This window comes from Pantoea sp. S61 (genome assembly GCF_016625145.1).
Lineage (GTDB): Bacteria > Pseudomonadota > Gammaproteobacteria > Enterobacterales > Enterobacteriaceae > Pantoea > Pantoea rwandensis_B.
This window is the reverse complement of sequence record NZ_JACVUO010000001.1, coordinates 480,797-505,262: the sequence shown is the minus strand read 5'-3', so window position 1 is coordinate 505,262 and position 24,466 is coordinate 480,797. Positions and strand designations below refer to the sequence as shown.

Below are 24,466 nucleotides of genomic sequence, written 5' to 3'. Positions count from 1 at the left end.
AACAAGATGCGGGACACGTTGTCCGATTCCTCACATCGGCCCAAACTTTCTGACCACACCGTGACGAAGCGAGTGATTATACTCGCGTTGATGGGCATTCTGATAGGAACCGGCGGCGCGTTCGGTGCCATTGTGCTGCTGCATCTAATCGCCCTGATGACCAATCTGTTCTGGTATCACCAGTTTTCCTTCGCCGAGCACGTGATGCCGGGCAACGCTGGCGCGCTCCACACGCTTGCGGCACCGGTGCTGGGCAGCTTGATTATCGGCGTCATGGCTCGCTTTGGTTCGGAGAAAATTCGCGGCCACGGCATTCCAGAAGCGATTGAGGCGATTCTCTACAGCGAAAGCCGCATGTCAGCCAAGGTGGCGGTGCTTAAGCCGCTCTCCTCCGCGGTGTCGATTGGTAGCGGTGGCCCGTTTGGTGCAGAAGGGCCGATTATCATGACCGGTGGCGCAATCGGTTCTTTGTTTGCTCAGTTATTTCATCTCAGTGCGGCCGAACGTAAAACCCTGCTGGTGGCGGGCGCGGCTGCGGGCATGACCGCCATCTTCAATGCTCCTATAGCAGCAGTCCTGCTGGCGCTGGAAGTGCTGTTGTTTGAGTGGAAGCCACGCAGCTTTATTCCGGTGGTCAGTGCGGTGTTGGTCTCCTGGTGTTGGCGCAACGCGCTAATTGGCACCGGCGCGATTTTCCCTTTCCCGTGGCTGGCTCATCTGCAACCGATGCAACTCATCGTGGCGGTGGGTATTGGCGCTCTGACTGGCGTGATCGCCGTGGCGCTGTCGAAAAGCCTGTATCGGCTGGAAGAGTGGTTCCATCAGTTGCCCGTCCACTGGATGTGGTGGCCCGCGCTGGGTTCCGTGGCGGTGGGTATTGGAGGCATTCTTCAGCCACGCGTTCTGGGTGCGGGTTATGTCAGTATCCAGAATTTGTTAGATGGCTCGCTGGCAATCAACATCATCATTTCGCTGCTGCTGGTAAAAAGTATCGTCTGGCTGATCTCGCTGGGTTCGGGGACTTCTGGTGGCGTGGTCGCTCCGTTGCTGATTATTGGTGGTGCGGTGGGCGCGGTGGTGGCGCATCTGCTGCCCGGCTACGGCGGGATGTTGGTGATGGCGGGTATGGCCGGTATTCTCAGCGGGGCTATGCGAGCACCGTTAACAGGGACGCTGTTTGCGGTGGAAGTCACAGGGCATTTTGACCTGCTGCCCGTGGCATTAGGGGCGGCAGTGGCGTCCTATGCGGTGAGCGTCTTGATGATGCCGCGATCCATCTTCACGGAACGACTGGCGCGTCGTGGACATCACATCGTGCAGGAGTATGCCACCGACACGCTGGAGACCACCAAAGCACGACAAATTATGACCGCCGCTCCAGCGACGCTATCGGCCTCAATGCCTTTGCAAGAGGTGATTGCTGTGATGAGCGATTTACATGCGCATCACCATTATCCGGTGGTGGATGCGCAGGGCAGATTTGTTGCGGTGGTGTCACGTAAGGAGATGATCCACTGGCAACTCCAGCAGCGTGCGATGGATATCAGCTTGCAGGCGTTGCTCAGCGACCAACCACAAATGAGCGCCCATCCCGACACCTTGTGCAGCCATATTGCGGATCACTTATTCAGTGAAGAGGTGGGTATGGTAGTGGTCACCGATGTTGAGTCAGGCGAGGTGAAAGGGGTTATCACCCGCCATGATATTTTCCGCGTGCGCTATTTGGCGCAAAAAGCAGAGAACTTTAAGGTGCGCTACTTAGGTTTGCGCAAGTCAGCTTAGTGTCAGCGGCAGAAGGCGGCCTGAGGGCCGCCTGATTTAAACGGATTGTTCAGCCTTTTTGAGGTCTCGGGAACCCGCCGCACCTGCGCACACCAACGCCAGCAGCACCATGATCAGTACCGGCAACATCGCCATGCGCAGACCCGCGTGTTCACCAATAAAGCCCAGGCCTGGCGGTCCCACCAGAAAGGCCAGATAGCCAAGCGTGGCGGCGATGGTCACGCGGACCGCGCTGTTTTGGCCGTCGCCCGCAGCGGAGACAGTCAGTGGGAAGCCAAGCGATGCGCCAATTCCCCAGAACAACACCGCCGCTGCCGCCAGCCATTGGTTGTTGGAGAAAATGACCATCGCCAGACCCAGGGCGGCTGAGAATGCGCTGGCGCGTAATACAAGCACACGCCCCACGCGGTCCACGACATATCCGCCAAGGAACCGTCCCACCGTCATGCCCGCGGTGAAACCTGCGTACACCAGCGTGCTTTGCGTGTGATTGAGATGATGACCATCGATCATCAGTAACGGCAGCCAGTCATTGGCAGAGCCTTCCGCCAGTGCCATCGCCAGGATCACCACCCCAAGGATGAGCAGTTGGCGGTCGCGCAGTTCTCGTCCAACTTGCGCCAGAAACCCCCCGCTGTGAGCCTGTTCATGTCGTTCGCTGTCGCTGGTGGCGGGTAAATGACGCAGTGCAGTGGCGACGATCAGCAGGTTCACCAGCACCACGGCGGCAAAGTGCCAGCTAATGCCGATATCCGCTGCCGTCATCGCAAGACCTGACAGAGCACCAATCAGCGTACCAAAGCTGAAGAAGCCGTGAATGGTGGTCATAATTGACTTGCCGATCAGCCGCTCAAAGGCTGCGCCTTCAACGTTTATCACCACATCGATTAGCGCTGTCCCTCCGCCCAGTAACACCAGGCTGGCGAACACCCCGTAAGCGTTATGCAGCAGTAGGGCAGCTAACATGACGGCGACGCCACTCAGCAGCAGCACAAAGCCATAGCGCATGACACGGCTGGTGCCACATTGCGCGATTAATTTTCCTACCAGCAACACGCACAGCATGGAACCACAGGAAAAGCCGAACAGGATAAGGCCCATCATCTCGGTGGAGGCATGCAAAATATCGCGCATAAAGGGCGTGCGACTAACCCATGAAGCCCAGGTGAAACCGGGTAAAAACATCAGGCCGTAAATCGCCCATTTGCCGCGTAGCTGTTGCTGTAAATTCATCACTGTCCCTTTTGTCGTACAGGTGTACGAGGTGATAATACAGAAATCGACGAAACCTGAACAGGCAGATTTCTCCGTTTAGCTTGCCTGATTATCGTCCTGCGCGGCGATATTGCGTACCGCGTTAAGAATCGTTGTGCGGCTGATCGGGGTATTATTGAGCAGGTTGTGAATGGTGAACCCTTCAATTAGCGCGTCGAGTGAACAGGCTGTTTCCATTGAAAAAAACAGGTGCAGGGATTCGCGGCTGCGTTGCATCCATTGCTGTAACAGTTCACGGAAGGGCTCTTTGCGCGCGGCCAGGGAATAAAGCTCAAAACTCAACACCAAATGACGCTTGCTGGCCCAGATATCACCACAGATCAGATCCACCACCGCGTCACAGGCGCTGGCTCGATCGCGCGCGGCATGCATACGGTCACGAAAAGATTGCGCAATGGTATCCACCATATGGCTAAAGGCGCCCATAAGCAGGATATCGGTTTGTGGAAAATGGTAGGTGAGGGTGCCTGGTGATAAGCCCGCTTGTTCAGCCACCCGACGATAAGTGGTGCCGCGCACACCCTGGTTAATAATCACCGTGAGTGTGGCTTCGAGAATGTCTGTTTTGATGTCGCTGTTGTCAGCCATGGAGCGTTCCCCCGTCCCTGAATCAGCGCCAAGGGTAACAGAAAGCCTTCCTGCGCGCGCGGCGCAGGAAGGGGCAGGGCTTAAAAACTCTGCCAGTCGGCGTCGTTCACCACGGTTAAACGCTGAGGTTTTGGCTGAGCGATTTTACGCAGAACAGGCTGTGGCACATCCATCGCATCGCTGACATGGAATTTACCCACCAGATGATTCAGGGTTCCCGCTTGTTCCTGCAGTGACTGCGAGGCTGACGCGGCTTGCTCGACCAGCGCGGCGTTTTGCTGGGTGACATCATCCATCTGATTCACGGCCTGTTGAACCTGCACAATGCCTTGGCTCTGCTCAACAGCCGCCGCTGCAATTTCACCGACCAACTGGCTGACCTGATGAATGGCCTCGTTCATGACTTCCATATTGCGGCCTACATCGGCAGCTTGTGTGGCACCCGATTCGGTCAATCGGTGCGACGCTTCAATCAATACTTTGATCTCGCGTGCCGCATTGCTTGAACGCTGTGACAGGCTACGTACTTCACCCGCGACCACGGCAAAGCCTTTACCGTGCTCCCCGGCGCGAGCTGCCTCAACGGCAGCATTGAGCGCCAGAATGTTGGTCTGGAAGGCGATACCTTCAATAATTGAGACGATCTCCGTGACTTTGCGCGAGCTGCCACGGATGTCATCCATCGTCGATAACATGGTGGTGAGCGATGTACCGCTCTTCTCTGATAAATCGCTGGCGTTGGCCGCTAACTGGCTCGCCTGGCGGGTGTTGTCCGCTGTCTGACGCACGGTCTCACTCAGCTCCGTCATACTGGCTGCTGTTTGTTCCAGCGATGCCGCTTGTTGTTCGGTGCGCGAAGAGAGATCTTCGTTGCCAGCTGAGATCTGCACCGACGCGCTGCTCACCGACTGCGACGCTTTACGCACAGAAGAGAGCGCCTCTGACACGCGCTGCATCAGAATATTGAACGCGTGCGCCATGTTACCCACTTCATCGCGGCGACTTTCATCGGCGCTCAGTGTCAGGTCGAGATTTTCACTGGCGGTCATCATCACCTGGCCCACCGCGCTCAAACTGCGACGAATACGCATCACGGTAAATAGGGAGAACAGACCGAAGATCACCACGGTTGCTGCTACACCCGCAACGGTGGTCCAGAAGACAAAATGGAAGGTACTTTGATTGGTGGCGCGCAATACGTCGCCTGCACGAATGTTAAGTGCCAGCTGGGTCTGGTAATCACTGATTAACTGACGAATGGCGGCACCTACACCACTGTTACCTTCCAGCAAACCCAGGCTCACTTCATTCTGGTGTGCACGTGAAGCCGCGAGGAAAGCAGGTAACTGCGACACAACGCGCTGAATGTTATCCAAAGCGACATTCGTCAGGCGCTTGTCCTCTTCATTGGAAATATCGTTCGCCATGTAGTCATCGGTCAGCGCTTTCAGTCCATTGATTTGCTTATCGATTTGCTTCTCAACTGCGGGCATGTTGCTGTCATGCAGTTGGCTTTGGTGTTTGTACAGCGTAATGGCTAACTGGTTACTTTGGTCGATCAGTTTGCCAATGTCTTTAATCGAAGGAATGGCGTTGGTTTGCACAAATTCAAATCGGTCCTGAAATCCTGACAACAGCGAGAGCGCAAGAATGGCCTGCAGGATGATGGCGCCAAACAACATGGAAAGGGTCAGCAAGAGACGCTGGGAGATGTTCATCTAATTATCCTTAATCTAAAAGCACCCCTGGTTCAGGAAAATCAGGGAATAGGGCAGATTAATAACCATCGGCAGATTGCGAGATTTAGTTAATTATTTTTTAGCGAGGAGTGATGGGGATCGGAAAATCCGCGGTGAAAGTGCAACATTTCTAACCGGTTCGGCACTATTTAATAGTTCCAGTGAAAAATAGTGAATATTGTTAACCTCATCATCGTGCCGCTGTGACGACTTCACAGCGGCACCAGATTGATCTTAAGGCCTTCTAAACAGCGCCATGCTGCGGCCTTCCAGTTCGAAATCCTTCTCTTTGGTGATCACCAACCCCTTTTTAGCCGTATCGGAGGTGGTGAGTTCCAGCACCCAACCGCCTTCGCCAAATTGGGGGATGCGGAAGGGCACATTGCCTTCAAACGGATTGAACAGCATCAGCACATCGTGCCAGATGCCCTCTTCGGTTTGCAGATCGGGACGACCAATATAGACGCCAAGCGTGCTGCCCTCATCCCATTGGTCTTCCTGCTGGAAGCCGCCTCCGGCGTTAAACCACTTAATATCCATGCCGTCACGCCAGTTTTCACGGCGCAGCAACGGCTGTTTCGCCCTTAACGCCAGCAAATGACGGGTGAATTCGCGTAAGGCATCAGCGGATTCTGGCAGATTTTCCCAATGCAGCCAGGAAATTTCACTGTCCTGACAGTAACCGTTGTTGTTGCCCATCTGGCTGCGGCCAAACTCGTCACCGGCTAACAGCATCGGAGTGCCGTGTGAGAACAGCAGCGTCGCGAGGAAGTTACGCTTTTGCCGCTCACGCACCGCGTTGATGCCTTCATCATCAGTCGGACCTTCTGCACCGTAATTGTACGAACGATTATCGTTATGACCGTCATTGTTATCTTCACCGTTCGCGTCGTTGTGCTTCTCGTTGTACGACACCAAATCATTTAGCGTGAAGCCATCATGCGCGGTGAGAAAATTGATGCTGGCCCATGGACGACGGCCGCGTTGATCATAGAGATCGCCGGATCCGAGCAGACGTGCGGCAAAGTCGGTAGAGACGTTGTCGCCTTTCCAGTATTCGCGCACCGTATCGCGGTATTTATCGTTCCATTCTGCCCAGCCTGGCGGGAAGCCCCCGACCTGATAGCCGCCCGGGCCGATATCCCAGGGTTCGCCAATCAGTTTCAATTTCGACAGCACCGGGTCCTGCGTCATGGCATCAAAAAAGCCGCCACGCTGGTCGAAACCCTCCGGTTCGCGCCCGAGAATGGTGCCCAAATCAAAGCGAAAACCGTCGATATGCATCGATTCCGCCCAGTAACGCAAAGAATCCATGACCATCTGCAATACGCGCGGATGCGAGGTGTTGACCGTATTACCGGTACCGGTATCGTTAATGTAGTAGCGATGCTGATCCGGCAAAGTGCGGTAATAGGAGAAGTTATCAATGCCTTTGAACGACAGCGTCGGACCCAGTTCATTGCCTTCAGCCGTGTGGTTGTAAACCACATCGAGGATCACCTCGATACCGGCATCGTGGAAGGCGCGGACCATATCACGGAAGCCCTGAATGCCACGCGGACCAAAGTAGCGCGAGGCCGGGGCAAAAAACGCCAGTGAGTTATAGCCCCAGAAGTTTTTCAGCCCTTTATCGAGCAGATGCTGATCGTCCGGGAACCAGTGCACCGGTAACAACTCAACCGACGTAACACCGAGACTTTTGATGTATTCGACGGTGGCTTTGTTGCTCATGCCATCGTAAGTGCCGCGCATTTCAGGGGGCACTGCCGGGTTCAACTGGCTGAAGCCTTTAACGTGTGTCTCATAGATGACGGTCTGTGACCACGGGATAACCGGACGATTGCGGTCCTGCCAGTCAAATTCATTGGGATCGATCACCCGGCATTTTGGCGTAAAGGGCGCGCTGTCACGTTCATCGAAAGTCAGGTCTTTATCTTCATGCAGCAGGTCATAGGCAAAATGCGCATCGTTCCACTGGATATCACCCCGCAGCTCACGAGCATACGGGTCGAGCAACAGTTTGTTGGCGTTAAATCGGTGGCCGTTTTCTGGCTCAAACGGACCATGCACCCGATAGCCGTAAAGCGCGCCGGGCTGCAGGCCGGGAATGTAGCCATGCCAGACTTCATGGGTATTTTCCGGCAGGTCAAAACGCGCGATTTCGTGCTGACCGCTCTCGTCGTAAAGACACAATTCCACACGCTCGGCGAACGCTGAAAACAGGGCAAAATTGACCCCCTCGCCGTCATAATTTGCGCCAAGCGTTTGACCCGAACCCGCGATAATTTCTAAAGGCTTTGCGTTAGACATTCATTCCTCTCCATCCGATGAACAGAAATACAGGCTTGTTATTAACTGGCAATCAGCACCAGTGGCGCGTAAGGCGGTAAGTTATCTAAAGAAAGTTGTTCGTTAAGCGCGAAGGTTTCACCACTAAATAGGTTGCGATAGTGCCGATGAGCCAGCGACTCAGGCAGGGGAATGGACGTCTCAGCCCAGGTCGTGCTTTCCAGCATCAGACGGGGCGTCACGACGATCAGGCTGTTTTCACTATCCTGCCGTGCATAGGCAATCAGATGCTCCGGATGCGCGCCTGTGGCATACAACGGTTGATAATCGCCGAAACGAAACAGTTGCGGCTTATCCAGACGCAGGTGCAATAAGCGCGCAATCATCTGCTGTTTCAGTTTGCCGCTGCGCCAGTCTGCGGGCTGAGTGAAATCAGGACGGCTGCGATCAACAAGTTGCGCCTCCAGCACGGCGTAATCGGGCTCGCGACGGTTATCAGGGTCAACAAGACTGAAATCCAGCGCTTCGCTGCCCTGATAAATATCCGGTACGCCTGGCGCGGTGAGTTTAATCACCGTCTGAGTGAGACTGTTGATCAGGCCGGCATCGACGAAAGGTTGAATTGCCGCGAAGAAGTCCTTCAGGAATGCCTGGTTTTCTGGTGATAACAGATGCTGTGCGTAGCCCAGCACCGCCTGCTCGTAGGCTTCATCGCCTTCTGACCAGTCGGTACGCAACTTGGCTTCACGCAGTGCTTTCTCCACAAAAGGTAAAAAACGTGTCTCAAGGGCACGCAATCCTTCGTGGTCATCTGGATGCAAGGAAGCGGGCCACGCACCGGCCAGCGCTTGATACAGCATCCATTCCACTGCGGGTTCCGGGGCCGGGCCTTCGTTTAGGGTGAGCACCCTGGTTTGATTCAATTCACGCCAGCGCGTGACGTTCTCTGCCCAGCGTGCGGGTGCTTCGCTCAGCGAATAGAGTCGGGCCCGGGCATCTTCCCCACGTTTGGTATCGTGTGTTGACGTGGTCGAAAGTGCGTCGGGTTGATGATGCAACCGGTTTTGCATCTGCTGGTGGAAGTGTTCCACCGAGAAGGGATGCGGCAGCGGTTCCGCGCCGACTTCGTTGATGGCAAGGATGGCGTGATTGCGGAAGAACAGGGTGTCTTCCACCGATTTCGCCATCAACGGGCCGGTGAGTTGCTGGAAGCGCGTGCGGAAATCAGCGGCATCCGGTTCGCTTTGTTCCGAGACCGCACCGAGTAATATGGCCTGCAGGAAACTGAGTGCAGACGGGGACGCACTAAACTTCACCGTTTCCAGCACTTGCTGGAGAAGTGCTTCACCAGCCAGCGGCATGCCTGCCGGGCGACCATAGGTGCGGTAAACCGGGAAGGCAATGAGTAGCTCGCGCAGGGCAACATGCAGTTCTGCTTCGCCAAAATTGCGCTGTTCTAAATGTGCCACCCCGGTCGCGATCGCCAGCAGGCGTGAAAATTCACCGGCGAAGTTGCGATCAACCATCAATTCACGGGCGGCGCGCAGACCAGCACTGACATCATTCCGCTCTTCGGTGACGGCTTCATAGGCCAGATGCAATGCATCAATCTGGGTATCGTCGATCAACGCATGTGAAAGCGCAGCGATAAACTCATAGCCGGTGGTGCCGGAAATGGGCCATTCAGCCGGAATCTGCTCCTCTTCCGCCAGAATCTTCTCAACCGTGATGTAGCAATCTGCACCTGCGGCCTGGCGCAAACGCTGAAGATAACCTTGTGGATCGGCCAGACCATCAACGTGATCGACACGCAAACCACTCACAGCGCCGTTGTGAACCAGCTCCAGAATCAATGCGTGTGAGGCGTTGAACACGGCTTCATCCTCGACCCGTACGCCGACCAGCCCGGTGATTTCAAAGAAGCGTCGGTAGGAGAGATCTTTTCGTGCGTCACGCCAGTTGATCAACTGCCAGGGCTGCTGCTGATGCAACTCGGCAATGGCTGCGCGATCGTTGATGGCCAGCACCTCGTCGGCGCGACCTTGCCAGCTGGCGGGCGTCAGGGGATAAAAGCTGTCGTAGTAAGCCAGCGCCGGATGGCCGGTTTGCGGATGAGGTTGAATGCTCAATTCGTCGTTTTGCAGAACGCGTTCAAAATCTTCGCCGAGGAAGGGGAGCGTCAGGCGACGCGACCAATCGATATCGAAATAGCGCGCATACTGGCTGTTTTCGCCATGCTCAATCACATCGCGCCACCAGGTATTTTCCAGTGATGCCGCCATATGGTTTGGCACGATATCCAGAATAAAGCCGAGGCCTGCCTGCTGTAACGCCGCCGACAGTCGGTTAAAGCCGTCACGTCCGCCCAGAGCGGGATCGATCTCATTGGCATCGGTGACATCATAGCCGTGCGTGGAATCGGTGGTGGCAGTGAAGATTGGCGAGGCGTAAAGATGGCTGATACCGAGCCGCTGCAAATAAGGCAGCAGGGTAATGGCGCGATCGAAGGTCATGCCGTTGCGGAACTGAAGACGGTAGGTTGCTGAAGGAATCGTCATGCTTTTTCTCCCTGTGCCAGACGCACCACAATGGCATGTTGCGGCAACACATCATTCTCCTGCGGCCAGGCAAAAAGGGTTATGCCTGCCATGGTCGGTAAGGGTTGTGCCTGCTTACTGATATTCAGCGCCAATGAGAGCTCGCCCTGCGGGAACTGCCAGCTCACCGCGATAAAACCTTTGGCCGTTTTCAGCACCTTGCCACTGTGACCGCCCGCTTTATCCAGCAGCGGCACAATGTGGCGCTGACGCAATGCCAGCAATTGCCGGGAGAATGCCAGCCAGGCTTTGCCGTCTTCACTCTCCAGCTTGCTCCAGTCGAGTTTTGACCGATTGAAAGTCTCTTCCGCATTGGGATCGGGCACGCTGTCGTCATGGCCCGCATGGCCGGTAAACTCGCGCGCGCGTCCTTCACGCACTGCTTTGGCCAGATCGCCGTGGAAATCGGTGAAGAACAGGAATGGGTTGGTTTCGCCATACTCCTCGCCCATAAACATCAGAGGGATATGCGGTGACAATAACAGCGTGGCCAGCAGCACTTTGGTGCGATCGGTGCCGGCCAACGTAATCAAGCGATCACCCTGCGCGCGGTTGCCCACCTGATCGTGGTTTTGAATGAAGTCGACGAAGGCAACCGGGGGTTGTGCCGCACTGGGTACGCCGCGCCGTTGACCGCTCTGCGGCGAAATTTCGCCCTGATAGGCAAAACCTTCCGTCAGAATGCGCGCGATCAACTTTTCAGGGACATCGGCGAAATCCTGGTAGTAGGCATGGGTTTCACCGGTGGCAAACACATGGATGGCGTTGTGGAAATCATCATTCCATTCGCCGGTAAACAGCGGCGCATGGCCCTGCTTGTCGCGTGGATGCAGGAAGGTGACATTGCGTGAATCTTCAGTGGTGAGGTGGATAGGGCGGTCCGTTATCTCACGACGAATGCGTTCAGCGATCTCGATCAACGCATGTTGGCTGGAGGTATCTTCGATCTGATCGATGGCATCAAAGCGCAGGCCATCGAGGTGATACTCCTGCAACCAGTACAGTGGCGCTTCAACGATGTAACGACGTGCGGCATCAACATCATAAGCGATGCCTGCGCCCCAGGGTGTCATGCGTTCTTTGTGGAAGAAATCAGGGGCCAGCAGCGGCAGATAATTCCCTTCAGGGCCAAAGTGATTGAGCACAATGTCGAGCACCACCGACAGGCCGTGTCCATGTGCGGCATCTACGAAGGCTTTGAAATCATCCGGCGAGCCGTAAGCGGAATGCGGCGCATACAACAGCACGCCGTCGTAACCCCAACCGCGATTACCACCAAACTGCGATACCGGCAGCACCTCGATCATGGTGATACCGAGCGTTTGCAAGTAGGGCAAGCGGGCAATAGCGGCCTGAAAGGTACCTTCGGGTGTGAAAGTCCCGATATGCAGTTCGTACACCACCGTTTCTTGCCAGGCGTGTCCGCGCCAATCGGTGTGTTGCCACGCATAGTGACGAGGGTCGATCACCACTGAAGGGCCATTCACCTCGGATTGCTGTGCGCGCGCGGCAGGATCGGGCACCTCCGTGCCATCCGCCAGGACAAAATGGTAGGTCGCACCGGGTTGTATGCCACTCAGTTGCCGTTGATACCAGCCGTCGTCGGAGGCTGACATAGGGTGATCGCCATCGGCGAGACGCAAGGTAATCTGTTGCTGACCTGGTGCCCACAAGCGAAATAGCACGCTGCCATCTGCCTGAATCTCAGCTCCCCAGGATTTTTCAAATGATCTGAATTCCATTCAATTGCCTCGTTTAACCCTCGCAAGGGCAATGGACGACACCAAGCGGTCTACGTTCCGTTTAAAGATGCTGGCTGATTACGATTTACAGCGGGACGACACGAAATGACTGAGAACAGATCATAGTCGATATTTTGCGCTTTTCTGGCGCGAACAGATGGGTTTAGGAAATTATCGACGCCTTGCGCTTCGCTAATCAGGGAAGGATATAGAAGAAAGGCGACCTGATGGCCGCCTCGAAGATTATGCTGGTTTATGTTGCTGGACCTTGCGGCCGCGCTGCTTACGTAATTTATCTATCAGCTTATGCGCTTCCGCCTTATTGGCAACAGCAGGAGACGAGCCTTTCAACGGCTTGCGCGCTGTTTCACTGAGCGTTAACACAGTAATCAGGCCGACAACCCCGGCTCCCATCATGTAATAAGCGGGCATCATGGCATTGTGTGTGGTGTCCACCAGCCAGGCAGTGATCAACGGTGTGGTGCCGCCAAACAACGACACCGACAAGTTAAAGCCAATCGCTAATGCGCTATAGCGAATGTCGGTGACAAACAGTGCCGGTAGCGTGGCGGGCATGGTGCCGCTAAAACAGGTATGTAATAAACCTAATATGGCCAGGCCGGCAAATACCAGCATCATATTACCTGAGCCAATCAGCATATAGCTGGGAATAGCCAGCAGGATTAATCCCAATGCCCCTAAGCCAATGACCGGCTTACGGCCCATGCGGTCGGTTAAATGTCCCCACATCAACGTTAATGGCATCATAATAAACATAATGACCATCACCAGCATCAGCCCGGATAATTCACTCATACCCAATACGCCGGTTAAATAGCTAGGCATATAGGCAGTTAACATATAATTGGATACGTTAAATAACAGCACCAGACCAATGCATTTTAACAACGGTTTACTCTGTACACGCAGCATCTGCAACAAGCTCAGTTGAGGCTTATTGTGTTCAAGCTCTTCTCGCTTATCCATATGCTCTTTAAATGCCGGCGTCTCTTCCAGTTTCAGGCGAATATAGAGACCAAATAATCCCAGAGGTGCGGCGAGGAAAAACGGAATACGCCAGCCCCAATCCATCATGGCCTGATGCGGTAATAGCGCAATCATGCCGGTGACCAGGCTGGCACCGAGCAGGTAACCCGCCAGTGTACCGAATTCCAGGAAGCTGCCCATAAAACCACGGCGCTTATCGGTGGAGTATTCCGCGATAAAGGTCGCTGCGCCACCGTATTCGCCGCCGGTGGAGAAACCCTGCACCAGACGCGCCACCAGCAACAGAATCGGCGCGGCAATACCAATACTGGCATAGCTGGGAATCAGGCCGATGCAGAAGGTGCCGATCGACATCATGATCATGGTGAAGGCGAGCACTTTCTGCCGCCCAAAGCGATCGCCTAACGGCCCAAATACCATGCCTCCGATCGGACGAACTAAAAACGCGGCGGCAAAGGTACCGAAAGAGGCGATTAACTGCGCAGTATTACTGGCGCCGGGGAAAAAGACCTGGCCGATAATTACAGCAAGATAGCTATATACGCCAAAATCAAACCATTCCATGGTATTGCCTAGCGCAGCAGCGCTCACAGCGCGTTTGAGTAATTTATTATCAATAACCGTAATATCATCTACGGTTAAGTCAGATTGTTTAGAAATCGTTCCGGTGCTCATAAACCTCCATGAGTAAAATTAGAGCGATCTTATAGCTTTCGCAGCCGAATAATTCACCAATGGAAATGAAAGCTATAAGAGGCTGAAAGGCGGACACCTTAGGAAAATTTTTTAAGATGTGCAAGTTTGAGACATATATCCTTGCATAAAAGCGTAGCGATGAAGGTATATTCTGTCAAAGTGATCTCAGGGTGAAATAATTGATTGTGTCGTGATGGAGGGGTTGGGTTTTATATTGCGCTATATTATGCGGTGACACTATGCTAGTGAGTTAATTATGCTGCGGTTATTCATATCGCATAAGATTCAGCTGCACAACGCAGGTGAAGGAAAATCATTTGAACAGCGCATTCACGATGGAGGTAAATACTGACCCTGTAACGAAAGCATGATGAGTAATATTGTCTTGGTTTTGGACATCCGCTAACCGCTTTAACGCCGCTTCTGGCGTCGCTGCTTCGATCTCTTCATCTAACTTTTTATAGCCTTGTGAAATGAGTAAGACGGCGCTCTCAACATCGGATCTCTCGACGGTGGCTACGACCTCATCTTTTTTATAGAAGATGTAATCTGGCATGGTCAAATTCCCGTGTAAACATGCAAATGCAGCGTTTTCATGATTGATGTCGACTACTTTAGCAAACACAGGCTGATTGAGCTAAGTCGGTTGATGCAGTTGCGGGTGTAATCAATAATTCTCTGACTGTTTCCAGCGAGCAAGAGAGGGCTCGATAACGTTTACTGCTGATGAACCCATGTTAAGAGCAGGAGGCAGTATGCATTACATTATCAGCGGATTGAATAGCAGCGATTTCGCCCATTTATACGGGCAGGATGATGAATATCTGGCGCAGTACAACGCACGCAGAGTGTTAGCTAGCCACAACTCGGCTTTGCCAGACCGTATTGGTTTGAAGGATGTTCCCTCGGGCGAGAACGCAATCTTACTCAATCACACTTATCAACCCGCGCAATCACCCTACCAGGGGAAGCACGCTATTTTCATTCATGAAGGCTGTACTCAATCTGGTCTATTCCATAACGAGATCCCGGAGTATCTCGTTAAGCGTCAACTCTCATTGCGGGCTTTCAATCATGAGCACTGTATTATCGCCGCAGAGTTGGTGACGGGCGATGCAGTGGAGCAAACAGTTTTAGCGTTGCTGCAGCGGCCTGAAACCGTTTATGTCCACGCCCATAGTGCGCGATTCGGCTGCTATCTGGCGGCAATTCATCAGCAGCAAGGTTAACTCACTCTTACGGCCTGCACCAAAGCGCTGTTCCTGGTACGCTGGTGTGGTGTAGCCGACAGCCAATAGCGTCTTACCACTCATCCCGCAGTGCCGGCCTGCTGAGCATCCTGAGGGAGCGAAGCAGGTTTTTTTCGTTTTAAAGACCTGCTTACGATCACAATTCAGTTCATCTTCACCATGAGCATTTACACTACTGCAAGGGGCCAACGAAATATCAGCCGCGTGTCTTCGTAACAAGTGCAATGGGCTGCGGACTAACCAATGAGGTGGTACTCGCTGATGCACTGCGTTATTTGCCTGCGACGACTATCAAGCTCAATTAACAACTTCATTAAAATATTGTCGTAACGCCCACATAAATGAGCGCTGCTAATAGGGTGATTGAAATATAAAAATGAATTTTATTCGGCTATTGCAATCGCCGCCTATTACATTGAAAGGGTTTCGCAATACCAGATATTCTTACTGATGCCTGTAAGGGTAATCGGTAAATATAATGTGGAATTTCTTACATTGAACTGTTTTTCGTGAAATATTGCGTCGTCATTGAGCAGAAGATTTTGTGATGTAACTCCAAAAAATGGATAAATTACTCCAGTGAACAGGTAATAATAAAATAAATTTAAAACAATGACTTGATTATTTTATTTTAAGGTCTTTGGTGGTATTTCATACAAAATGGAAGCTTTGTGTAAAATATGAATTTGCAAGAGCTTATTAAATGATGTTTTACTGTTGCTGCTGAATCTTTCTCACTAAGAATGATGGAAGTGACAAATCCTCTGGAAACTGTCATTCCAGCGAATTGGACGATTCCTGTTATCGATAGCTGTTATTTCCCCACTCATTAGCCTTGAGTGGGTGCTGATAGGTGAACTATGTATTTATTAACAAAATGCTTTATTTTATCTGTGCTTATTATGATTGGGAATTGGTTTTTGAGTGGGGCCTGCATTGTTCCTGGCTTTATTGATTACACGCCACAATATGAACTCTCTAAGATGATTGTCATGATAACATCGTTAACGACATTTATTACGCTAGGTCTTAAGTTGAATAAATATATCGCGCGTAAATTTGATCTGACACGCTGATTGATTACCACTATGGATGATGGCTTGATGAACACGGCCAAACCTTTGGCATGTAGTCGTAAATATATCCCTTTTCGTACTAATGTTTTTATCTACAGCTTTACCGCTAGATTTCCCCGATCGTGTCGAATGATAAACGAAGCAAGTGTGAATCGGGCTATTCGGGCACTCAACATCACGCGCATCATTGTTGCGCACCGAAAAAGCACGATAGAGTCTGCAGACAGAATTATTACCCTTGATTAATGGTCCTGTTCAAATGTGCGGGTAGTAAAACTCACTGGATTGCCCCTATCGTCAATAACTTCATACTGGACCGTCTCGCTGGGAAGTAAGGCGTGTGTTGATAATAGGGTTTGCTTTGTAAAAGGCGCCACCAGCACATCATCCACTTTGAACTTATTGGCAATATGTAATCTTAAGCTCATATACCACGCCGTTGGATTCTCTACTGTTAGCTGGCGTTCGTGCACGACAAATCGCAGCTTCTGCACATCTTCAGGCTGAGGCGCACCTAGCGCCGCCGGTCGGATAAAAATCTTAAGCCGCAATCGCAACGGCAACAGGATTTTTTGTTCGGCGCTGCCGGTTTGCCTGCTCAGCGCGGGAATCTGATAAATATTCAGCCAGTAAAGGCTCTCACGATCCTCCGGCAGTGACTGGCGTGAAGTAAGCACCAGACGAATCGCACGCTGCTCATCGGGTGCGAGTTTCATCATCGGCGGCATGGCAAAAATGGGCGCAGTACTCAATTCCGGGGACTGCATCAAATCACCGTCATCGCTCCAGATCTGCACCACGGAGGGGGTATCAGCACCGTTTTTTATATTTAGCGCCTGGCTGCTCTCACCGGCATTAAAAATGATGCGTGTTCTATCCACATTCACCACGGCCATGGCGTGAACGGCGAATAACAGGCTGCTCAACGCCAATGTGTTACTGAAAACTGACCACAACTTGCAACTGCGCATTGACTGTCCCTGCTGTCACTGTTTGTCCACTTAAGGCTTCAAGCGAAGCCAAAAAATCACCGCTGTAAATATTGCTGCTGCCGGAAGAGACCAGCGAGGTGAGATCGGTATAGGCATACCAGCCGCGCGTATTCCCGCTGCCAGTGCTGGCGAGGTTGGGCAATAAATTAATGGCAGAACCACTAGCGTTATAAATTTTAATGCCCACACCCGAGGCCACGCCGCTGCTGCCATATTGATTATCCAGCAGCCAGGTTAATCCACCGCCGCTGGTGGTCAAACCTAACTGTGTCGCCTGTGTCACCGCATTGGGCTGATTCACCAGCAAGCCCATCGCGACATTGGCGGCAGTGCTGGTGGAGGTACTGGTGCTGGATCGCGCGCCCGTTTCACACTGCAATGTGATGGAAAACGGTACCTGGCTGCTGCCGCCCGCCTTGAGCGCATTCACGCTAATGGTCGGCAACAGCACCACAGAAGGGTAGTTTTGTACTTCACACAGCGCGCCACGCACATAGGTCACGTTGCGATAAGTGCTCCAGGCGGCGGGCCAGTTGCCGTAAAATCCGTACCAATAGCTGGCGCTGTCCTGGCCTACCGCCAGACTGTTGGTGTCCAGACCTGGGCCTTTGAAAGCAATGTAGCCGCGCGGTTGCGTCCAAAGATCGCTATAGCGGTTATCGCCATTGGCGTAATAGCTGGTTGAACTGATTTTGAACATCTCGTACAGCACATTGCTAAACGCGCTGGCCGGAATGTAAATGTAGGTGCCGTCGGAGTACCAACTGTCAGCGGTAAACTGGCGTGACTTCCAGTAACGACTGTAATACTCGCCAGTGCTCAGATTGGTCATGCGCACCGCCACGTTTTTCGCCACGTCGTAATAAGCCCCGCTGACCTCGCTGCTGGCGTACATGCCGGCATAAGCGCTGTCGCCGTTGGTGGCGTACATCTCATACAGACTGCCTGCATCCGCCACCGCACAGCGGTAGAGGATTTGATTGGGGCTGTAATCGGTGTTGCTGGCGGCGCTGAGAAACGACCCCACTGAACTCGCCAGCAATGACCCTGCGGGCTGAAATGAGGTGCCGCTGTTAATACTGATTACTGAAGGCAATCCCACGTTGCCTGAACAGGTATCACAGGCACCTGCCCAGGAGGCTGCGGTATAGCCTGCAGCTTTAGCGGCGGCAGAGAGTGATGAAGTGCTGGTGACTTTGATGCAATTAGCCCATGACGTCAGGGGCAGCATCAGCAGCACAACCAGGAGAGAGTTAATTTTCACTTGTTATAGCGTCCTGCAAGTACCATTGAGAAGTATAAGCGCCTGTTGCGCCTTTCCGGTGATTTGATAATTGACGGCGCAGCGTTGAGTATTGCCATCCCAGCTGATTTGCAGACTGCCGGAGTCATGCGGAACGCGCGCGTAAAGTTGGCTTCCCTGACCGACAACGCCAATCACGGTGTTGGAGGCATCACGCACTTCGGCGCCCATCGGCGGTGCCATTCCCTCGGTGGTATTCAGTGAAATCAACACTGCGGTGCCGCGTAAGGTGGCAAAACTAACCTGACTCACGGCACCAGCGTAAGGAACCACACGCTGGCTTCCGCCGTTTAACTCGGCATCGGCGCGCATGTGCAACGTATCGAGGCTGACCGTGTTTTCACGATAAGGAGTGAGTGAGGGCAACAGCGCATATCCGTTGCGGTCGATAATTGCACCTTGCCCGTTTTGAACCGCCGCACCTTGCGCGCCCTCTGCATGGATCAACGCGAATGTATCGCTGGTGAAAGGCCCAGCGGTGAGACCGCCACGATGCAGCAGTAAAGTGCCAGACGTACCCAAACCGACCTGGCGATAGTGATCCCCCTGGCCGTAGTTGGCGCGGACTGCGCCAAAACGGGTGTTTTGCTGCAGGTTGCCCCCAAAGGAGCTTGCTTCTCCGTTGACGCCATTGCGGTAATGCTCAGTTCCTCCGTAGAGCGAATAGGAGAAATCGCGCTGTTCGCCTGCTGAACCGGTCAGTGACACCATCGAAGACTGGCTCTGTTTTGACTGGTTGTAGTTGTAGGCCAGAGACGAAAGCCCCGCGCCCCAGTTAAGCGGCACTGAAATATTCACTGACAGGGTATTTTCGCTGTATCGCTGCTGGCGGCTGCTGTCGAGGTTATCGTTGACGCTCACGTTGAATTGCTGGGTATTCCACCAGGTGCGTTGACGCGCCACATTGATACCGTAACTGATATTGCGCCAGCTGTTGCTATAGCCAAACTGCAACTGGGTGATGCGTGACTGGTTGTTGTAATAGTCGGCCGTGCTGGCGCTTAAACTGACCAAGCCATACGCATCCATTGACTGGCTGAGTGTCGCCGATAAGCGATTACGCTGGTTGAGCGAGTCTGAGTAGTAGCTGATGTCCGCTTGTTGCTGGCGCCGAACCCCTAAGACATCCTGCAGGTCGCGAAATCCACGAGTCGAATATCGATAGGCGGCGAGTACCAGGTTGGTGCCAGTTTGAAAGGTTTTGCTGTAGCTCAACTCTGCACGCCAACCCGAGGTGCGCTGGTCATTTTCTGCCTTTGCCAGGGAAAACGTGGTGTTGAGACCTAATGCACCTGCGCCGGTTGCCCAGACACCGCCCAGAAGCCACGCCTGGTAATCTTCCGCCAGCCGTGAACCGACCGTTGCCGTCAAACTATTGCTCACGCCGTGCTGCATCACGCCTTCAAAGAAAGCATTATTAACGGCGTAATATTGGCGGACACGGCCCAGGGCCAGCGAGTAATGCCAGTTGCCCGGACGCACCGAATCAGGAACCGAGGAGTAGGGCACCGTGAAGGTGGCGATTTTACCGTTGGCTTCAATCACCTCAACCTCAAAATCTCCCTGGCTGCGAGTGTTGTTGAGATCATCAATGATAAACGGGCCAGGCGGTACCACCGTCTCATAGATCACTTTGTTCAACTGTTTTACGACCACCCGGGCGTTAGTGGTGGCGATGCCGCGGATTTCAGGAGCGTAACCGCGCCTGCCTTGCGGCCACATACGTTCGTCAGTGGCGAGTTTCAGGCCATTAAATGGCAGACTGCCAAACAGCGAACTGTCGGTGTAACTATCGCCAAGGGAGATCTGGCTATTGATCGACGCTAACGGCCGTTGCACCCAGGTTCGCACCTTGTTGTAGCGATAGCTGCTGCCACCCAGACTGCTGCTGAGGTAGCGGAGATTGCCCTGATGACGCAACTGCCAGGTGGCGATGTTGGTGCCTGCGGTGATCCCGCTCCACAGGTATTGATAGCGGTAGGCGGCAGCACTGTTTTCTGTCCAGGTGTAATTGGTGTTATGGCGCAGGAACAACGCCGTCATCCCGGCATCCCACTGTTCGGGTGGAATATAGCCGCGTGGCGTGCGGTTAAGCGCTGACAGGGGCAAGGTGATATTCAGGCGTAATGCGGCGGCATCAAAATCCCAGTTGCCTTGCGGCGTCCAGTCGCTAAGGGGAGCGCATTGATGAGCTATTTGCCGCGTGATGTTTTTTAACTGCATCTGTTTAATCAACGCAAAGGGCAAGCACGGCTCTACCACTTTCCCTGGTGCGGAGGGCAAAAATTCCAGCTTCACGCTGGATGACACGAGTCTATTATTTAAATAAACGTCGACCAGATAATGGCCCGCCGGCAACTCGCTTTGGTTGAATTGCGCGATGTTTTGACCGAAAGCCGAGCCTTTAAACAGCGACGGGTCAAAATAATATTCATCGCTATAGACGGGCGTTGAACAATAGAATGAAACGGTCAGCACGAATAAGGGGAGTTTCAATTCACTGGGAGTTGATGGGGTAACTTTCACTTATTCTGGCTCCCTGATCGTTAATCGCGTCGAGTTTGACGCTGCCTACACCCTGTAGGCGTTGTTTGGTATGACTGAACCAGCAGGTATGTGTGGAAAAGGGGGCAACCATCACGGGTTCGCACTCAACGTTTTTCCCCATCATGCGTATCGAAATAGCGACGAATGAAGCATGCCAGGGCTGCGCATTATCGATCTGCAGTCCGCTGCCTTTATGAGGATCAGAAAGAGTGCGGACTTTTATGCCGTTTAAAATATTTCCCGGTTTGCCTATAGCCGCAGGACGATAAAAAAATTTCACCCGATTGCGCAGCATCACCGTCATGGCATTTTTATCTGCGGCAGCCTGTGATGTGGGCGGAATTTGCAGCATGTTAAACCAGTAAACGGACTCTCTGTCCTGCGGCAGTTTCTCTGACTGGCTCAGGACAATACGCGCGACCTGCCCTGATTTCGGCTGAATACGAAATACCGGTGGAGTGGTAATAAAGGGTACGCGATTAATCTGCTGCGGTTTGGCATCCATATCGCCATCATCAAACCAGGTCTGGATAACATAGGGAATGTTATCGTCATTTTTAAATTGAATATTGATGGAGCTGGCTGGCGCCGGATAAATAATACGACTGCCCAACAGCGTGACGCTTGCAGTCGCCGTCGCTGACATTGTGCTAAGCAATAAAGCACCAAAAATATTTCGTAAAGACATACGCAGGGTCTCGTGGAAATTTACGTACGCCCAAATAGCCGGGCGCACGCTGAAGATTTATTATTGGTAAGTCACCGCATATTGTAATGAAGCAGCCACGGTACCCGCGGCCGCAACGCCATTGGCATAATATTGTGCGTTATAGGTCGCTGAAGATTCGGTTTCATCGGCGGCAAGGGTCAGGTCGCCATCGCCGGTATAGCCTCCCGTCAGGTTGATCACAGCGTCTTTGCTATCCACCAGCTGGACTTCAACATTCTGCGCAGTACCGGTGTTCGCCAGGTTGCCATTGGCCGTCACGTTATTACCGACAAATACTGTTGAAATTTTTGTCGATGAAGCGGAGTTAGCGGTGCATCCGGTTAAACCGACGGTGAAGGCCGTCTGTCCGGCAACATTGCCACTGGCCGACAGATCGGATTTGCTCACGGTGGGCATCAGCACCACCGGTGAGGCCGCATTGCCATTCACCGATATAGAACAGGTTTCATCAGAGACTTCACCCTGGAAGTTAATGGTGTTATCGGAAGCTGCACCCGCAGAGGCCGAGAACAGTACACAGGTGATAACCAGTGAAAGCAGTGTTTTATGTGTTTGCGTCATTTCGTTTAATCCTTTTACTTAGTGACCCGAGATCAGCTGATTAAGGCTGGTACCGGTCTTCCGTCGAATCGAATCTTTGATGTTGTAGATCTTTTTCATCTCATGGTTCATTGCTATCGAAATGGCAGAAAGTGAATTCCCTTTTAAGGCTAAATCCAGAAAGGTGACTTCCTCATTCGACAGTGAATTAACTCTCCTTATTGTGCCTCCTTTTAAACCATAATAGGTACTGTTAATCACTTTCTTGATATCCTCTAACCGATCTTCACAATAAATAACCGAGTGGATTCCCTCTCTCTTTATCCAATGTGCAGCCAGAGCAGCCAGTGGACGATCGGAGACTAAAATGATTGTGAGTCCGGTGGATTTCAAATAATCAATCCAGTTTTTATTGGTGAGATAACGTAAGTTTTCTCGCGAAAAATCAACGAATATACATCCCCGGCAAAACACACTTTCGTAGCGACCGGCCACTAATGACAACACACCTTTAATCAGGTAATGGTTGTTCCCCGGCCAAATCGCAATTTTCTGTATCGGGCAGCGATTAAGAATATCGTTGTTTCGGTTCGTCAGCTGGCAGCCATATTTACAACTGGCACAGCGTAAGTCCTCTCGTGTTGTATTTTTCATAACAAACTCATCCGCTCCTGTAAGAGCTGCGGATATCCTGGCAGGATAGTTGTTCTTATTCAACGAGTTAAGAAATTTAGTCATTTCCTGTCCTCAGAAAAGTCTTAGGTTGTACGGGGTAGCGTTTCTTTAAAATGTCATTGTCTTTTCTCCACTTGGCATGCCAGTCATCGCTTCATACCTCTATCGAGTTAAGAACTTTCTAATTCCTCCAGGATTAATGGCGAAAATCAGTGGTTAAGATCAAAAATCAGATAGCATTAATTGCTAAATAATTTAATCTTCGGCAGTGATTAACTGAGGCATCTTCAATGTGATAAGTTGTTTTTTAGGGGCTTTTAATTGGTGTTTAAGTAATGGAAACTGCCTCAAATCTATGAAGTGTGATGCAGCGAGGTAATGGAGTAATGAAGTTCACCTTGCGGAAGGGGATATTTCGCTCTCTTAAGAATATTCTTACACCTAATGCGTGGCGGATTTGATCCTAAAATGTCCAGATGGATGCATTTTTTGACATGCGATTAGCAGACCTGCGACTGCTTTGGTTAATGTAATTAATCAAAGCGGATAAATGCTCTGACCCTTAACCCTGATTTATCGACGAATTATTTAGTTTTTTTAAATCGATTAGTAATCGCGGGTGTTCATATCAAACATAATGAATGACCTGTTTTCTTTGCAGGAAAACGAAACCAATATTGTCTGGTTGAGGCTATGTTGTGAATTAAACGACATTACAAGTCGGGCCAGCGACATTCATCACGCATGGTTTGCGCTAATGCGGAGGCAGCGTGGGAAAGTTGGTGCTGTTTCAATCGCAAAATACCCACTCGTCGCTCAATGTGTGGCGCGACCAGCGGTACACAAACCGCGCCGAGTTCTCGCATCTGCTGAATGCAGAGTGCAGGTACGGCGCTGGCCCCCAAACCACTGGCGACCATTTTTCCCACGGTGACCAATTGATGACTCTCGTAAGCAACGTCGAGTCTTCTGCCTGCCTGAGCCAGTGACTGCTCAAGCAGCAGACGCACCGCTGAAGGGCGTTGCAACGTAATGAAATCCAGATGCAGCAGTTCACGCCAGCTCAGCTGTGGCTTATCCGCTAGCGGGCTATCAGCGGGCACCACGGCAACAAAGCGGTCGCTGCCCAGCGGGGTGAAGTGCAGCGCATCGGCCAGTTCGGGTTCAAAGGCGACGCCCATCTCTACACGCCCCTCCTGCACCATCTCCAGCACTGTCTCATTTATGACGTCATGCACCGAGATATTGACGCCTGGATAGCGCTGACGAAAGGCCTTCAGCACCGCAGGCAGCAGGTTGCCAGCAAACGAGGGCATGGCGGCAATCGACACTTTTCCCAACTGCAGCGTGAAGCGCAGATGCATCGCCTCTTCGGCGTTTTCCCAGTCTGCCAGCAGTCGTCGCGCCATCGGGAAAAAAATCTCACCTTCCGGGGTCAACGAAACATGGCGCGTGGTACGCATAAATAACGGTCCGCCCAACGCTTCTTCAAGTCCGCTGATCGCCAGGCTTAACGCCGGTTGCGAAATCGCCAGGCGTTCGCTGGCTTGGGCAAAACTCAAAGTGTGAGCGACCGCTAAGAATGCACGTAACTGCTTGATAGTCATTTTCATTTTTTAATTTGTTAACTTTATGTA

Annotated in this window: 17 protein-coding genes; 2 read left to right on the top strand and 15 right to left on the bottom strand. The window is 52.4% G+C overall.

Features of this window, described 5'->3' with window-relative positions:
- Positions 1 to 6 precede the first annotated feature (6 nt).
- Positions 7 to 1,782, top strand: coding sequence for a chloride channel protein (locus tag IAE30_RS02460; RefSeq protein WP_200537509.1), 1,776 nt, complete (start codon positions 7 to 9; stop codon positions 1,780 to 1,782).
- A gap of 36 nt (positions 1,783 to 1,818) precedes the next feature.
- Here the strand turns inward: IAE30_RS02460 and IAE30_RS02455 are convergent, their stop codons facing one another.
- From IAE30_RS02455 to IAE30_RS02420, 8 genes are all read right to left on the bottom strand, one after another.
- Complete coding sequence (locus tag IAE30_RS02455) at positions 1,819 to 3,015, bottom strand: MFS transporter (protein WP_200678267.1); 1,197 nt, start codon at positions 3,013 to 3,015, stop codon at positions 1,819 to 1,821.
- Between the two features lie 78 nt (positions 3,016 to 3,093).
- On the bottom strand, positions 3,094 to 3,645 hold the full coding sequence (locus tag IAE30_RS02450; protein WP_200537511.1) for a TetR/AcrR family transcriptional regulator: 552 nt from the start codon (positions 3,643 to 3,645) through the stop codon (positions 3,094 to 3,096).
- Positions 3,646 to 3,725: 80 nt separating this feature from the next.
- Entirely contained in the window at positions 3,726 to 5,363 is a 1,638-nt protein-coding gene (locus IAE30_RS02445; protein ID WP_200537512.1) for a methyl-accepting chemotaxis protein, read from the bottom strand.
- Between the two features lie 255 nt (positions 5,364 to 5,618).
- Positions 5,619 to 7,694 (bottom strand): glycogen debranching protein GlgX, encoded by a 2,076-nt coding sequence (gene glgX / locus IAE30_RS02440; protein WP_200678266.1) that lies wholly within the window; start codon positions 7,692 to 7,694, stop codon positions 5,619 to 5,621.
- A gap of 41 nt (positions 7,695 to 7,735) precedes the next feature.
- The gene (gene treY, locus IAE30_RS02435) at positions 7,736 to 10,231 is read right to left on the bottom strand and encodes a malto-oligosyltrehalose synthase (protein ID WP_200678265.1); all 2,496 of its coding nucleotides are present in this window, start codon (positions 10,229 to 10,231) and stop codon (positions 7,736 to 7,738) included.
- Positions 10,228 to 12,012, bottom strand: coding sequence for a malto-oligosyltrehalose trehalohydrolase (gene treZ, locus IAE30_RS02430; protein ID WP_200678264.1), 1,785 nt, complete (start codon positions 12,010 to 12,012; stop codon positions 10,228 to 10,230). Before treZ ends, treY begins: the two co-directional genes overlap by 4 nt.
- Before the next feature lie 243 nt (positions 12,013 to 12,255).
- The gene (gene proP, locus IAE30_RS02425; RefSeq protein WP_200678263.1) at positions 12,256 to 13,695 is read right to left on the bottom strand and encodes a glycine betaine/L-proline transporter ProP; all 1,440 of its coding nucleotides are present in this window, start codon (positions 13,693 to 13,695) and stop codon (positions 12,256 to 12,258) included.
- A gap of 334 nt (positions 13,696 to 14,029) precedes the next feature.
- Positions 14,030 to 14,272 (bottom strand): hypothetical protein, encoded by a 243-nt coding sequence (locus IAE30_RS02420; protein ID WP_200678262.1) that lies wholly within the window; start codon positions 14,270 to 14,272, stop codon positions 14,030 to 14,032.
- A gap of 199 nt (positions 14,273 to 14,471) precedes the next feature.
- On the opposite strand from IAE30_RS02420, the gene IAE30_RS02415 reads away from it, so the two are divergent.
- Positions 14,472 to 14,945: a DUF1203 domain-containing protein gene (locus IAE30_RS02415; RefSeq protein ID WP_200678261.1), complete on the top strand. Its 474-nt coding sequence runs from the start codon at positions 14,472 to 14,474 to the stop codon at positions 14,943 to 14,945.
- 1,339 nt (positions 14,946 to 16,284) lie between these two features.
- Here IAE30_RS02415 and IAE30_RS02410 read toward each other — a convergent pair.
- The 7 genes from IAE30_RS02410 to IAE30_RS02380 all read right to left on the bottom strand — a co-directional run bounded on the left by IAE30_RS02410 (position 16,285) and on the right by IAE30_RS02380 (position 24,442).
- On the bottom strand, positions 16,285 to 17,013 hold the full coding sequence (locus IAE30_RS02410) for a fimbrial assembly chaperone (RefSeq protein ID WP_200678260.1): 729 nt from the start codon (positions 17,011 to 17,013) through the stop codon (positions 16,285 to 16,287).
- A complete protein-coding gene (gene stbD, locus IAE30_RS02405) occupies positions 16,979 to 18,265 on the bottom strand; it encodes a fimbrial usher protein StbD (RefSeq protein WP_234472676.1) in 1,287 nt (428 codons plus the stop codon). The genes IAE30_RS02410 and stbD overlap by 35 nt, the downstream gene beginning before the upstream one ends.
- A gap of 36 nt (positions 18,266 to 18,301) precedes the next feature.
- Positions 18,302 to 20,863: a fimbrial outer membrane usher protein gene (locus IAE30_RS02400; RefSeq protein WP_370585454.1), complete on the bottom strand. Its 2,562-nt coding sequence runs from the start codon at positions 20,861 to 20,863 to the stop codon at positions 18,302 to 18,304.
- Positions 20,835 to 21,572, bottom strand: coding sequence for a fimbria/pilus periplasmic chaperone (locus tag IAE30_RS02395; protein ID WP_200678256.1), 738 nt, complete (start codon positions 21,570 to 21,572; stop codon positions 20,835 to 20,837). Before IAE30_RS02395 ends, IAE30_RS02400 begins: the two co-directional genes overlap by 29 nt.
- 60 nt (positions 21,573 to 21,632) lie before the next feature.
- The gene (locus tag IAE30_RS02390; protein WP_200678254.1) at positions 21,633 to 22,175 is read right to left on the bottom strand and encodes a fimbrial protein; all 543 of its coding nucleotides are present in this window, start codon (positions 22,173 to 22,175) and stop codon (positions 21,633 to 21,635) included.
- An 18-nt stretch (positions 22,176 to 22,193) separates the two neighbouring features.
- A complete protein-coding gene (locus IAE30_RS29965; RefSeq protein ID WP_234472659.1) occupies positions 22,194 to 22,892 on the bottom strand; it encodes a LuxR family transcriptional regulator in 699 nt (232 codons plus the stop codon).
- 650 nt (positions 22,893 to 23,542) lie between these two features.
- Positions 23,543 to 24,442, bottom strand: coding sequence for a LysR family transcriptional regulator (locus IAE30_RS02380; RefSeq protein WP_200537539.1), 900 nt, complete (start codon positions 24,440 to 24,442; stop codon positions 23,543 to 23,545).
- Positions 24,443 to 24,466: the final 24 nt, after the last annotated feature.

Coding starts and splice junctions, on each gene's coding strand:
- IAE30_RS02460 (WP_200537509.1), top strand. CDS start 7: ATGCGGGACACGTTGTCCGATTCCTCACATCGGCCCAAACTTTCTGAC.
- IAE30_RS02455 (WP_200678267.1), bottom strand. CDS start 3,015: ATGAATTTACAGCAACAGCTACGCGGCAAATGGGCGATTTACGGCCTG.
- IAE30_RS02450 (WP_200537511.1), bottom strand. CDS start 3,645: ATGGCTGACAACAGCGACATCAAAACAGACATTCTCGAAGCCACACTC.
- IAE30_RS02445 (WP_200537512.1), bottom strand. CDS start 5,363: ATGAACATCTCCCAGCGTCTCTTGCTGACCCTTTCCATGTTGTTTGGC.
- glgX (WP_200678266.1), bottom strand. CDS start 7,694: ATGTCTAACGCAAAGCCTTTAGAAATTATCGCGGGTTCGGGTCAAACG.
- treY (WP_200678265.1), bottom strand. CDS start 10,231: ATGACGATTCCTTCAGCAACCTACCGTCTTCAGTTCCGCAACGGCATG.
- treZ (WP_200678264.1), bottom strand. CDS start 12,012: ATGGAATTCAGATCATTTGAAAAATCCTGGGGAGCTGAGATTCAGGCA.
- proP (WP_200678263.1), bottom strand. CDS start 13,695: ATGAGCACCGGAACGATTTCTAAACAATCTGACTTAACCGTAGATGAT.
- IAE30_RS02420 (WP_200678262.1), bottom strand. CDS start 14,272: ATGCCAGATTACATCTTCTATAAAAAAGATGAGGTCGTAGCCACCGTC.
- IAE30_RS02415 (WP_200678261.1), top strand. CDS start 14,472: ATGCATTACATTATCAGCGGATTGAATAGCAGCGATTTCGCCCATTTA.
- IAE30_RS02410 (WP_200678260.1), bottom strand. CDS start 17,013: ATGCGCAGTTGCAAGTTGTGGTCAGTTTTCAGTAACACATTGGCGTTG.
- stbD (WP_234472676.1), bottom strand. CDS start 18,265: ATGCTGCCCCTGACGTCATGGGCTAATTGCATCAAAGTCACCAGCACT.
- IAE30_RS02395 (WP_200678256.1), bottom strand. CDS start 21,572: ATGTCTTTACGAAATATTTTTGGTGCTTTATTGCTTAGCACAATGTCA.
- IAE30_RS02390 (WP_200678254.1), bottom strand. CDS start 22,175: ATGACGCAAACACATAAAACACTGCTTTCACTGGTTATCACCTGTGTA.
- IAE30_RS29965 (WP_234472659.1), bottom strand. CDS start 22,892: ATGACTAAATTTCTTAACTCGTTGAATAAGAACAACTATCCTGCCAGG.
- IAE30_RS02380 (WP_200537539.1), bottom strand. CDS start 24,442: ATGAAAATGACTATCAAGCAGTTACGTGCATTCTTAGCGGTCGCTCAC.